The following is a 12,239-nucleotide window of genomic DNA, read 5'->3' as shown; positions in this document are numbered from 1 at the left end:
AAGTGTATTTAAAACGCTGCGAACAGACGCACACTGAGGGCCGTGAAAATGGTCAGTGTAGTCAGTATTTTCGGTGTCAGCGGGGCAACTGGATGCCGAAGGTATTGGCGCCCTTGGCGCTGTTCACGAACACGGTGCCGCCGTGCATCAAGGCAATCGCCTTGACGATGGCCAGCCCCAGGCCGTGATTGGCGCCGCTGTTACTGCGTGAGGCATCCACCCGATAAAAGCGCTCGAACAGTCTGGGTAAATGTTCCTGAGCGATTTGTACGCCCGGATTGGTCACGCTGACAGTGACATGGGCATCGCGGGATTCGATGTTGACTTCAATGACTTCGCCAGCGCGAGTGTGCTGAACGGCGTTATGCAGCAGATTGATCAGCGCGCGGCGCAGGTGGGGCTTTTCAATCGGCGCGCTGGCGTCGCCGTTGACACGGACTTGCACGTGCGCGTCTTCCAGAATGAAGTCCAGGTAATCCAGCGTCGTAGCGACTTCTTCAGCCAGTGAGGTGCAGGTCTGCGCCTTGACCTTGGTGCCCTGATCGGCGCTGGCCAGAAACAGCATGTCGTTGATGATCGAGCGCAGGCGCTCCAGCTCTTCGAGGTTCGACTGCAACACCTCGAAATAATGCTCGGCAGAGCGGCCGCGGGTCAGCGCCACCTGGGTCTGACCGATCAGGTTGGTCAGCGGTGAACGAAGCTCGTGTGCCACGTCGGCATTGAACGACTCCAGCCTTGAGTAGGCTTGCTCCACGCGTTCCAGCGTGGAGTTGAACGAGGCGACGAATTGTTCGAGTTCCGGCGGCAGCGGCGACAGCTGCAAGCGTCCGGACAGCCGCGGCGGGGCGAGCTTCTGGACTTCCTGCGAGAGGCTGGTCAGCGGTCGCAAGCCAATTCGCGCGACCCAGTAGCCCAGCGCCGATGCGAGCAGAATGCCCAGCGTGGCGAGGCTGATCAAGGCGACCAGCAGCGAGTGCTGCGTGTGCCAGAACGTCTCGGTGTCGATGGCGGTCAGAAAGCGCAGTGCCGGACGCTGTTCCTTGGCGGGAAACTCGCTGACCAGCACTTTAAACGAAAACGGGTGATCCGCCAGTTTCAGGTCGTGCATGCCCAGCGGCCCCTGCGCAAAACGACGAATGTCAGCGCCAGGGTTGCCGAACTCGTAGAGCGGATTGTCACTCACCACCCAGAAGCGCAGGCGCTTGTCCTCTTCACTGAGCAAGGTGAGCTTGTTCTTGATCTTGCCCCAGTGCTCCGGGTTGCCGAAACGATTGACTGCCGATTCCAGCACGCTGTAGCGCGCGTCCACTTCCGCGCGGGGCAGCAGGTCGAGGCTCTTGTCGACCTGCAGGTACAAGGCCCAGCCGATCAGCAGGAAGACCACCAGTGCCACCAGCGCGAACAGCCCGCTCAGGCGCAGGGCAATCGAATCAACCCGCACTGCGGTTCTCCAGCACATAGCCCATGCCGCGAATGGTGTGTAGCAGCTTGTGTTCGTGAGGGCCATCGAGCTTGGCCCGCAAGCGCTTGATCGCGACTTCGACCACATTGGTATCGCTGTCGAAGTTGATGTCCCAGACCATCTCGGCGATGGACGTCTTGGAGAGAATGTCGCCCTGACGCCGGGCCAGCACGCTGAGCAGCGAAAACTCCTTGGCGGTCAGGTCCAGGCGCAGGCCGGCGCGGGTCGCCTTGCGGCTGATCAGGTCTATCCACAGGTCGGCGATGGTGATCTGCACCGGTTCGTGGCCACCGCTGCGCCGGGTCAGGGCCTGCAGGCGGGCGACCAGTTCCAGAAAGGAAAAAGGTTTGCCCAGGTAATCATCCGCGCCTTCGCGCAGGCCGCGAATGCGGTCGTCGACCTGCTCGCGCGCGGTCAGCATGATCACGGGCGTCTGTTTGCGCGCACGCAGCGCGCGCAACACACCAAAACCATCCAGGCCCGGCAGCATCACGTCGAGAATCACGATCGCATGGTCATTCTCCAGCGCCAGGTGCAGGCCCTCGATCCCGTCGCGCGCCACGTCCACGGCATAGCCCTGTTCGGTCAGGCCGCGACGCAGGTAATCGGCGGTTTTTTCTTCGTCTTCGATAATCAGCACGCGCATCGGGCGACTCTCACTTGTGCAGGGCCAGCGCCGGTGCGTCGGGCGCCGGGTGACGTCGATGAAACAGCCGCTCCAGTTGCAGATAAATGACCGGCGTGGTGAACAACGTGAGCATCTGGCTCACCAGCAGGCCGCCGACCACGGCAATGCCCAGCGGCTGACGCAACTCGGAACCGACGCCGAAACCGAGCATCAGCGGCAGCGCGCCGAGCAGCGCGGCGAGGGTGGTCATGATAATCGGTCGGAAGCGGGTGATGCAGGCCTCATAAATGGCTTCCTGGGGCGTGAGGCCCTGCTCGCGCTGTGCCTGCAGGGCAAAGTCCACCAGCAGAATACCGTTCTTTTTGACGATACCGATCAGCAGCACCACACCGATCAAAGCCATGATCGAGAAGTCCTGGCCCATCATCCACAGCAGCAACAGTGCGCCGATACCTGCCGAGGGCAGGGTGGAGATGATGGTCAGCGGGTGCACGAAGCTTTCATAGAGCACACCCAGAATGATGTACACCGCCACCAGCGCCGCAAGGATCAGCCAGGGCTGGTTGGCCAGCGAACTCTGGAACGCCTGTGCTGCGCCCTGGAAGCTGCCGATGATCGAGGCGGGCATGCCGATTTCGTTCTTGGCCTGATCGAGCATGCGCACAGCATCACCCAACGCGACCCCGGGAGCCAGGTTGAATGACAGGTTCGCCGCCGGGAACATCCCGTCATGGCTGATCGATAACGGCCCCATGCGCGGCGCACTGACTTTGGCCAGCGCCGACAGCGGCACCATTTCGCTGGTCAGCGGTGAGCGCAGGTAGAAGTACGCCAGGCTTTCGGCCTTGCCGCGCTGCTGGGCGTCCAGTTCAAGGATCACCTTGTACTGGTTGACTTCCGTCTGATACTCGCTGATCTGCCGCTGGCCGAACGCGTCGTACAGCGCCTGGTCGACATCGGCGGTGGTCAGGCCGAATCGTGCGGCAGCACTGCGGTCGATGTCGATGTGCGTGACGCTGCCGCCCAGTTGCAAGTCGTTGGACATGTCACGAAACGCCGGGTTGCTGCGCAGTTTTTCAGTCAGCCGTTGCGTCCAGGTGTTGAGCAATTCGCCGTCGTTGCTCTTGAGCACGTACTGGTACTGACTGCGGCTCGGCCCGGAACTGAGGTTGATGTCCTGCCCGGCGCGCAGATACAGAACGATGCCCGGGACTTTGGCCAGTTTGGGGCGCAGGCGGTCGATGAACTCACTGACCGACACATCGCGTTCGGCGCGTGGCTTGAGCGAGATCCAGAAGCGGCCGTTGGCGATGGTCTGGTTGCTGCCCGAAACACCGACCGAATGCGAGAACGCCAGCACCGCAGGGTCCGCGCCGACGATCTTTGCCAGCTCCAGGTGTTTTTCCACCATGTCCGGGTAGGAGATATCGGCGGCCGCCTCGGTGGTCCCGAGTGCAAAAGCGGTGTCCTGAACCGGAAAGAAGCCTTTGGGTATGAGGATGTAACCGACCACCGCCAGCGCCAGGGTCAGGCCGAACACGCCAAGCATCAGCCGCTGATGGGCCAGGGCCTTGCGCAAGCCACGCTCGTAGGAGGCGAGCAGGCGTTCACCGAACCCCGGTTTCTGATGCGGGTGATGGGTAGGCGCGCGCATGAACAGGGCGGCCAGGGTCGGCGCGAGGGTCAGGGAGACGACCACCGAAATAAGAATGGTCGCGGTTGCGGTCAGTGCGAATTCCTTGAACAGTCGCCCGACCACGCCGCCCATGAACAACAGTGGAATGAACGCCGCCACTAACGAGAAGCTGATCGACACCACGGTAAAGCCGATTTCCCCGGAGCCCTTTATCGCGGCTTCGCGCATGCCCTGGCCGGCTTCGAGATGACGGTGGATGTTCTCGACTACCACGATGGCGTCATCCACCACGAAACCGACCGCGACCACGATGGCCACCAGTGTCAGGTTGTTCAGGCTGAAGCCGAACATGTACATCATCGCAAAGCTGGCAATCAGCGAGACCCCGAGTACCGCACTGACGATCAGGGTGGCTGACAGTTGGCGCAGGAACAGCGCCATGACCGCCACCACCAGCAGCACCGCGATCATCAGGGTCAGTTCCACTTCATGCAGCGAGGCACGGATGGTACGGGTGCGGTCATTGAGTACCGACACATCGACACTGGCCGGGAGCATTTCCTGCAGGCGTGGCAGTTCACGCTGGATACGGTCCACGGTGTCGACAATGTTGGCGCCCGGCTGGCGGAAGATGGCGATGTTGACGCCTTGCTGATCGCCGGACCACGCCTTGACGTAGGCGTTTTCCGAGCCCGCGACCACCCGAGCCACATCCTTGAGCTGGACGGGCGCACCGTTCTTGTAGGAAACAATCAGTTGCGCGTAGTCCTGCGGCTTGAACAACTGGTCGTTGGAGGACAGGGTCGAAATACTGTCCTTGCCGTACAGGGCGCCCTTGGCCAGGTTCAGGCTGGTCTGCTGCACCGCCTGGCGAATGTCCGCCAGGGTCAGCCCCAGCGCGGCGAGTTTCTCGGGGGCGGCCTGGACACGAATCGCCGGACGCTGCTGACCGGTGATGTATACCTGGCCCACCCCTTCGATCTGGCTGAGCTGGCGCGCCAGAATGGTTTCGGTGACGTCGCTCAGCTCGGTGCCCGGGATCAGGCTGGAACTCACGCTGAGAATCAGCACCGGGCTGTCGGCCGGGTTGACCTTGCGCCACGTCGGCAGGTTGGGCAGGTCGGCCGGCAGGCGTCCGGCTGCGGTATTGATGGCGGCCTGGACTTCCTGGGCCGCAGTGTCGATGCTTTTGTTGAGCGTGAACTGCAGCGTCAGGTTGGTGGAGCCCAGTGCGCTGCTGGAGGTCATCTGGGTCATGCCCGGTATCGCGCTGAACTGCACTTCCAGTGGCGTGGCAACCGAAGACGCCATGGTCTCGGGGCTGGCGCCGGGGAGCTGTGCGGTGACCTGAATGGTCGGGAATTCCGCTTCCGGCAACGGCGCGATCGGCAGCCGCGGAAACGCTATGACCCCCAGCAGGACCAGTGCGAAGGTCAACAATAAGGTGGCCACCGGGTGGTCGATGCACCACGCCGACACCGAGCCCCGGCCGTTCATCGTGCGGGCTCCACTTGCGCGCTGGCGACATCCGCAGCAGGCGCGGTGATCACTTCGACCGTTGCTCCCGGGCGTAGCCGCGACTGGCCGTCGCTGACCAGTACATCGCCAGCACGTGGCCCGCTGATCAGCGTCTGTTCGCTGTCCTGATAGAGCACTTTGACGGGGACGACTTCTACCTTGTTATCGGCAGTGAGCCGATAGACGAAGTGCAGGTCAACGCCGCGCTGCACCACTTGTGGCGGCACTTTCAGCGAGTTGAGTTCGATACCGGTCTGGATCTTCACGGTCACCAGTTGCCCTGGCCAGAGTTGCTCGCCGGGGTTTTTGAATTGAGCCTTGGCGCGGATCGTACCGGTGCTTGCCGACACCTGATTGTCGATCAATGAAAGCGTGCCTTCACCCAGCAGCAGGCCGTTGGCCGCGCCGTCGCCCTGATACGCCTTGACAGTCGCCGCGTCGCGCTCGGCAATCAGCCCCTGCAGGGTGGGCAACATCTGCTGTGGCAGGGAAAACTCCACGGCAATCGGGTCGATCTGGGTCACTGAAAACAGCCCGGCAGTATCGCTGACGCGCAGGAAGTTGCCTTCATCGACATTGCGAATACCGACCCGTCCCGTCACCGGCGAGCGAATCTGAGTGTAGGACAACTGCACCTGTGAGGCGTTGATGCTCGCTTCGTTGCCTTTCGCCGTGGCTTCGAGCTGCCTGACCAGTGCCTGTTGCTGATCGAACGTCTGTCGCGAGATGCCATTTTCCTGGGTGAGCTGGCGATAGCGCTTGAGGTCCAGTTGCGCGACGTCCAGCTGCGCCTTGCTCTGCGCCAACTGGGCACGCGCCTGTTCCAGCGCAGCCCGGATAGAGCGGTCATCCAGCGTTGCCAGCAGGTCCCCGGCCTTGATCTGCTGACCTTCCTTGACCAGCACGCGCGTCAGCACTCCATCCACCTGGGGGCGGATCACGACGCTTTGCAGCGACAGCACCGATCCGATCCCTGTGACGAAACGCGGCACGTCCTCAAGGCTGACCGTGATCACTTTGACGGGCACGGCGGCAGCGGCATGTTTGGGGAGTGTGGCCGGGCGTGTCAGTTTCCAGCCGGCAATCGCCACACAGGCGATCACCAGGACGACGGCGGTGACGGTCAGGGTCTTTCTGCGCATATGAAGAAAACGCCAAATGTCAGTACGGGAGAGATGTTTTTTACAGCTTCCTTATAGCCTGCAAACCCGGTCAACAGAATGACTTTCAGCTGTCAGGTTTGTCAGAAAGCCTCCAGCGGGTGTGGCGTGCAGTCAAGAAAAGTCGGAATTGGACGATACCTATGTTGAAGAGATAGTTGTCCAGATGTTTATTAAGTCCTAGGAGTTTTCCTACATTTTCCTAAGTAGGTTTCTGGCAGGTCATTCTCTCATCAACTTAAATTATCGTATGAGTCAATGAATGGAGTACGCCATGAGCAGTCAGAAAACGAACGGAAAAGTGATGTGGAAGTTGCGGCCCCTTGATAAACGCTTGTGGGTCGCAATCCTGTCGACGGTGTGGCTGACTGCTCCCGCTGTGTCATGGGCAAAGGACAGTGCAATAACGTTGCGTGGCAGTATCGTCAACAGCAGTTGCAGGGTTTCCAGTACAGAAATGACGGCGCCCGGTGTTCAGTCGAGAACGCTGGAAGTTGCACCCGGGGTCACTATTCATGTGAGCACCGAACGCAATGTCTGTGGTGGGCAGGCAATGCCTTTCGTGACGCAGTATCAGGTGTTGCCTGCCGCCGTGGTCATCGACGGAGGAGCCCTGCAGGCGCGCGCTGCCGTTGTTACGTTGAGCTATCAGTAAATACCGGTCTGTCGTGTTTTCTTGTCCGGACTGTCACGTTCTCAAGTGGCAGTCCAGTGCCCGCAAAGTGTCAACGATAAATAATCTCGGCCACAGTGAAAGCGTCGGTAGTCTGTACCTGAGTAACGGCGCGCTTCTGTGTGGAAAAGGGTTTTTATCAGTGTGCCCGGCACACCTTATAATTATTCCTACAGACCTGTCCTGCGTGTCGTGTTGTGTTGTCTGCGGGGTGAAAGTTACCGAGCTGACAGCACTGAAATAGACCTGGCTCTATAGTGCTCACCGTCCGATAGCGGGCACACACGAAATAACACAAGGAAGGTCGTTAGCATGAAAAAGCTTTCTCTTACATTGGCAGTTCTGGGCGTAATGGGCGTTGGCATGGCAGGTACCGCCAGTGCGGCGAACAACGGCACAATGGTCTTTAACGGAACACTGACCAATATCTCCTGCGATGTGGGGCCGGGCACGGGTGTCAGTGCCGGGACCAACCCTGGCGAAATCAATATCGACCTGGGCAACGTGTCCTTCTCCGATATCGGTGTATCGAGCGAAAGCCGATTCGAGACGGCTGCCCCCATCCAGTTGCTGGTCAACTGCAGTGCGGGTGCAGACCAGTACAACATGGTGAAGATGCGCCTTATTGCCCGTAACGGCAGTGGCCTGGACAACAACGACGCGAAACTCCTGCGCACCACCGGTGCGGCAGATGGCGTCGGTATCGGCCTGCTCAATGCGTCCAGTGTGCTGATGGATCTGAGTGGTGACGAAACCGTCGACACCACGCTGATCAAGGATGGCGCCAACGGTGCCACCGCCGAAATCAATTTTGGCGCGGTGTATGTGCTTAACGGCACGCCCACCAATCCTGGTAATGCCGACGGCTTCCTGCCGTTCGTGATGGATTACGAGTAATCGTGTCGGACAGGGCGGGCAGTGCTCGCTCTGTCCTTTACCGAATTCAAGGCGAACGTCAGCATGTTTCCCGATTTTTTCCGCTACACGATGCTTGTTGCGTTGTTGTTCTGCGCATCCACCGTTCAGGCGGGCATTGTATTGAATACGACGCGAGTCATTTACCAGGGCACTGATAAAGAGGTCAGTCTGGGTGTTCACAACAGTGGCGGGGGAGAGATTCTCCTGCAGTCCTGGCTTGAATCGCCTGTGGCGGCGGCCGGCACTCACGAAAGTCTGCCGAACCTGCCGTTCATTGTCACCCCCGCACTTGCGCGTATGGCCGGGGGTGGCAGGCAACTGTTGCGGATCATTCATTCCGGGACCGACATGCCCACCGATCGTGAATCGGTATTGTGGCTCAATGTTCAGGAAATACCCCAGACCGCAGCAGAAAACACGCTGCAGATCGCGGTACGTCAGCGCATCAAGGTCTTCTTCCGGCCTGATGGTTTGCAGGGTGATCCACAGCAGGCACCGGAAAAACTGAGCTGGCAATTAATCGACGATACGGGCGTGCAGGTCGAAAATCCCGGCCCCTATCATGTCTCCATGCTCCGGATTTCCATACGCCAACATGATACTGAACTTGCCCTTCTGGACAGTCAGATGCTGGCGCCGCATCAGCGTCTGCGTATTCCGTTACAGCACACCCCGGCAAATGCGCCGTTGCTGCTCAGTTTCGTCAGTCTCAATGACTACGGCGGACAAGTGCCTTATCAGGCAACCCTTACCCATAAACAACCGGTTAACGCCGGCAAGGCGTCGCCCCGATAAGCTGGCGCATCCACTGTCAGCGTTCAGTATTCAAACCGTCGGGCCTCAGTGACAAGGCAGCCCGGCAGACCTGCGTCTGTGTAAAAGGATTGCGCGGCGCGCGCGACAGCCGAAGTAGAGTGAAGACCGCTATGGAATGGCGCAAAGAAGTTTATGAGGGAGTCATTGCCCAGTGCGCGCTCCCTCACCCCCGACGCTGTGCGCTGGGTATCGGTTTCGGATTGACGTTGATGTTTGCGGTCAGCGCGTCGGCCGCCTCGTCGGGTGGCGACGGGGCAGCCAGATTCAATACGGCTTTTATCCAGGGAAGCGATCAGCCGGCTGACCTTCAGGAGTTTCTGCGCTCCAATAGCGTGCTGCCCGGTACTTACCGGGTTGATATCTACGTCAATCGCAAGCTGAGCGGCAGGCGCGACATGCGCTTTTTGAAAAATCCGCTGTCAGGCCTGATCGAGCCCTGCCTGTCGCTCGAGATGCTACAGAGCTTTGGTCTGGACTTGAGTCGTCTGCCGTCAGGTGAGGTATCTGCCCAGGCCTGTTTCGACCTGCCTGCGCGTGTCGAATTTGCTCGCGTCGACTATCAGCCCGGTGCGTTGCGACTGACGATCAGTGTGCCGCAAGCGGTGATGTCGCGCGGTACTCGTGGTTATGTGGCGCCGGAGCTTTGGGACCAGGGCGAGACCGCAGGCTTTATCAATTACAACTTCAATGGCAGTCGGCGGCGTAACAAGGGCCTGGAAACCGATCAGTACTACGTAGGGCTGCGAAACGGCCTGAACGTCGGCGCCTGGCGTTTGCGCAACGAGTCCTCTCCGGTCGGCGGCAGTGACAGGCCCTGGCGTTATCGCAGTAATCGTACGTTCGCGCAGCGCGATATCACCGCCCTGAAAAGCCAGCTCACGCTGGGCGAGACGTTTACCGATTCGCAGGTCTTCGACAGTGTCCGCTTCAGGGGCGCGGCCCTGGCCTCTGACGATGGCATGCTGTCGGACAGTGAGCGCGCCTATGCCCCGGTCATCCGCGGGATTGCCGAAACCAATGCAACCGTGGAAGTTCGCCAGAACGGCTTTCTGCTCTACAGCGGCAGTGTGTCGCCCGGGCCTTTCGAGATTGCCGATATCTATCCCAGTGGCTCCAATGGCGACTTGTCGGTGTCTGTCATCGAAGCCGACGGGCGCGTACGAACCTTCACCCAGGCCTATGCGTCATTGCCGATCATGGTTCCCGCAGGCTCGCTGCGCTACAGCCTGGCCGGCGGGCAGGTCGACAACAACGACGATCAGCACGCCTCTCCGGCGTTTGCCAGTGCAGCTCTGATCTACGGTCTTTCCGAACGGATTACCGGGTTCGCCGGGGGGCAACTGGCCGAGGATTATCAGGCCGCTAATATAGGCACCGGGGTCAACACCGGGCTGGGCGCGGTGTCGATGGACCTCACCCGCTCGGTCAGCAAAATAGATCAGCAGACGCGCAGTGGTCAGAGCCTGCGGGTGCGTTATGCCAACACGCTGGACGTGACCGACACCACGCTGGCAGTGGCCGGTTATCGATATTCGACCGAGCAATACCGGACCCTGAACCAGCACGTCAGCGACAGCGGCGAGCAGCGGCGAGTGTTGTCCTCTGGGCTGGCGCGGGATCGGCTGGAACTCAGTATCACTCAGATAGTGCCTGGCCAGTCGGCGTCGCTGAGCCTTACAGCGTCCGAGCAGCGCTACTGGAACCTGCCCGGCAAGACCCGGCAACTTTACCTGTCCTACAACGCGGCCTGGCGTTCGCTCAATTACAGCCTGTCCGTCGAACGCAACGAGGATTTCGGGCGAAGCGGTGACGCCAGCACCGACGATCGTATTGCCCTGAGCGTGACCCTGCCGCTCGGGTCCAGCCCCGGCTCGTCGCGATTGTCTTTCAACGCGGTGCGCGACAGCCGTGGCGAGTTCAACGCGCAGGCCGGTCTCAACGGCCAGGTGCTGGGCGACCGCGACACGTTCTATTCGGTACAGGCTGGACGTGACAGCACCTCCGGCAGTTTTGGCGCAGGCAAGGTCAGCACCAGCACGGCATTCGGCCGTTTCGAGGCCGGATACAGCCAGGGCCAGGACTACGATGCATTCAGCCTGTCCGCTGCGGGTTCGCTGGTGGCGCATGCCGGTGGCGTGAACCTGGGGCAGGCCTTGGGAGAAACCTTTGCGCTGGTTCAGGTGCCGGATGTCGGTGGCGCCCGCTTGAAGTCGTTCAGCAACGTCGAGACCGCCGGCAACGGCTATGCGGTTCTGCCTTATGCGCAGGCCTACCGCACCAACTGGGTCAGCCTGGATACCCGGCAGCTGGGCGCTGATGTCGATCTGGAAAACGCCATCACCCAGATCGTGCCGCGCAGGGGCGCAATACCGGTGGTGCGCTTCAAGGCCAACGTGGGCCGCCGGGTCCAGTTCGAACTGGTCCGCACCGATGGCAGCAAGGTGCCGCTGGGTGCCAGTGTCGAAGATGAGCAGGGCAGGGCGCTGGCAGTGGTCGATCCCGGCAGCCAGGCGCTGGTGCTCAGCGAGCAGGATGCCGGCAGCCTGTGGGTGCGCTGGTCCGATCAACGATGTCAGGCGACATTCTCGCTACCGCCCAGAGACCCGTCGCGTGCCTACGAGCGGATCAGGGTGATATGCCGATGAGCGCTTTCGCTGGCTCATGCAAGGCGCTGTTGACGGCTGTGCTGTTGACGAGCGGCCTGGCGGCGCAGGGCGCTGTTTCGCTGAGTGGAACGCGGCTGGTTTTCGACGGGCAGTATCGCGAAGTCACGCTCGAGGTGCGTAATCGCGGCACGTCCGAGGCACTTGTACAGGCCTGGCTCAGCGACGCCGCGCACGATGCCGACACCCCGGGTGAGCTGCGCAAGGCGCTGCCATTCGTGGTCACGCCACCGCTTTCACGCCTGCCGGTGGGCGGCAGGCAGACCTTGCGCGTGCTGTATCAGGGCACAGGCATGCCGCAGAAACACGAGTCGCTGCTGCATCTTTACGTGCTTGAGATACCCCGACGCCAGGACGGTGCGGGGCAGTTGAACATCGCCGTGCGCCAACGCATCAACGTGTTCTACCGGCCCCCCGGCCTTGACGGTGATCCGGCCGACACCCCCGCGCGGCTGCTGTGGACACTGACTCATGACCCGTCGCACGCCTTGTTGCTGACGGTCAGTAACCCGACGCCCTATCACGCCGCTCTGCAAGCGCTGCATATCGACGGGGTGCAGCTCGGCGATCATCTGCTGTTGGCGCCGGGCGCCCAGATTTCGATGGTTGTACCGGCGAGTGTCGAGCCCTCTGCCACATATCGTTTTTCATACCAGGCGCTGACCGACTACGGCGGCCGACGAACCCATTGCGCACAGCTCACCGGGCAGACGGCCACTACCGCCAGGCCGCCGAAAAACAATTCCATTCAGGACGAATGCTGAT

At 60.9% G+C, this 12,239-nt stretch carries 9 protein-coding genes; 5 read left to right on the top strand and 4 right to left on the bottom strand.

Annotated features, from left to right (window positions below):
- Positions 1-76: 76 nt before the first annotated feature.
- Genes LIX91_RS05075 through LIX91_RS05060 form a run of 4 tightly spaced genes read right to left on the bottom strand, consistent with a single transcriptional unit; the run spans position 77 to position 6,386 of the window.
- Positions 77-1,441: a heavy metal sensor histidine kinase gene (locus LIX91_RS05075; RefSeq protein ID WP_226488050.1), complete on the bottom strand. Its 1,365-nt coding sequence runs from the start codon at positions 1,439-1,441 to the stop codon at positions 77-79.
- Entirely contained in the window at positions 1,431-2,108 is a 678-nt protein-coding gene (locus LIX91_RS05070) for a heavy metal response regulator transcription factor (protein ID WP_003314062.1), read from the bottom strand. The genes LIX91_RS05075 and LIX91_RS05070 overlap by 11 nt, the downstream gene beginning before the upstream one ends.
- Positions 2,109-2,118: 10 nt before the next feature.
- Positions 2,119-5,223, bottom strand: a complete 3,105-nt coding sequence (locus tag LIX91_RS05065) for a multidrug efflux RND transporter permease subunit (protein WP_226488049.1) — start codon at positions 5,221-5,223, stop codon at positions 2,119-2,121.
- Complete coding sequence (locus tag LIX91_RS05060; RefSeq protein ID WP_226488048.1) at positions 5,220-6,386, bottom strand: efflux RND transporter periplasmic adaptor subunit; 1,167 nt, start codon at positions 6,384-6,386, stop codon at positions 5,220-5,222. The genes LIX91_RS05065 and LIX91_RS05060 overlap by 4 nt, the downstream gene beginning before the upstream one ends.
- A 280-nt stretch (positions 6,387-6,666) precedes the next feature.
- Here LIX91_RS05060 and LIX91_RS05055 point away from each other — a divergent pair, with 280 nt between their 5' ends.
- From LIX91_RS05055 to LIX91_RS05035, 5 genes are all read left to right on the top strand, one after another.
- Positions 6,667-7,059 (top strand): hypothetical protein, encoded by a 393-nt coding sequence (locus tag LIX91_RS05055; RefSeq protein ID WP_226488047.1) that lies wholly within the window; start codon positions 6,667-6,669, stop codon positions 7,057-7,059.
- 330 nt (positions 7,060-7,389) lie between these two features.
- Positions 7,390-7,974 carry a fimbrial protein gene (locus tag LIX91_RS05050; RefSeq protein ID WP_003314067.1) on the top strand — a complete coding sequence of 195 codons (585 nt, stop codon included), beginning with the start codon at positions 7,390-7,392 and terminating at the stop codon, positions 7,972-7,974.
- A gap of 63 nt (positions 7,975-8,037) precedes the next feature.
- On the top strand, positions 8,038-8,790 hold the full coding sequence (locus LIX91_RS05045) for a molecular chaperone (protein WP_180301214.1): 753 nt from the start codon (positions 8,038-8,040) through the stop codon (positions 8,788-8,790).
- A gap of 203 nt (positions 8,791-8,993) precedes the next feature.
- Positions 8,994-11,456 carry a fimbria/pilus outer membrane usher protein gene (locus LIX91_RS05040; protein ID WP_226488062.1) on the top strand — a complete coding sequence of 821 codons (2,463 nt, stop codon included), beginning with the start codon at positions 8,994-8,996 and terminating at the stop codon, positions 11,454-11,456.
- On the top strand, positions 11,453-12,238 hold the full coding sequence (locus tag LIX91_RS05035) for a molecular chaperone (RefSeq protein WP_226488046.1): 786 nt from the start codon (positions 11,453-11,455) through the stop codon (positions 12,236-12,238). Before LIX91_RS05040 ends, LIX91_RS05035 begins: the two co-directional genes overlap by 4 nt.
- The last annotated feature ends 1 nt before the right edge of the window (position 12,239 follow it).

The sequence above is a fragment of the Pseudomonas sp. B20 genome (assembly GCF_020515755.1).
Lineage (GTDB): Bacteria > Pseudomonadota > Gammaproteobacteria > Pseudomonadales > Pseudomonadaceae > Aquipseudomonas > Aquipseudomonas syringae.
Note: the sequence above shows the minus strand (reverse complement) of the source record. Positions and strands in the feature narration are given on the sequence as shown.

Bases quoted from the DNA above. Each gene is read 5' to 3' on its own strand.
- LIX91_RS05070 (WP_003314062.1), bottom strand. From the start codon at position 2,108: ATGCGCGTGCTGATTATCGAAGACGAAGAAAAAACCGCCGATTACCTG.
- LIX91_RS05065 (WP_226488049.1), bottom strand. From the start codon at position 5,223: ATGAACGGCCGGGGCTCGGTGTCGGCGTGGTGCATCGACCACCCGGTG.
- LIX91_RS05060 (WP_226488048.1), bottom strand. From the start codon at position 6,386: ATGCGCAGAAAGACCCTGACCGTCACCGCCGTCGTCCTGGTGATCGCC.
- LIX91_RS05055 (WP_226488047.1), top strand. From the start codon at position 6,667: ATGGAGTACGCCATGAGCAGTCAGAAAACGAACGGAAAAGTGATGTGG.
- LIX91_RS05050 (WP_003314067.1), top strand. From the start codon at position 7,390: ATGAAAAAGCTTTCTCTTACATTGGCAGTTCTGGGCGTAATGGGCGTT.
- LIX91_RS05045 (WP_180301214.1), top strand. From the start codon at position 8,038: ATGTTTCCCGATTTTTTCCGCTACACGATGCTTGTTGCGTTGTTGTTC.
- LIX91_RS05035 (WP_226488046.1), top strand. From the start codon at position 11,453: ATGAGCGCTTTCGCTGGCTCATGCAAGGCGCTGTTGACGGCTGTGCTG.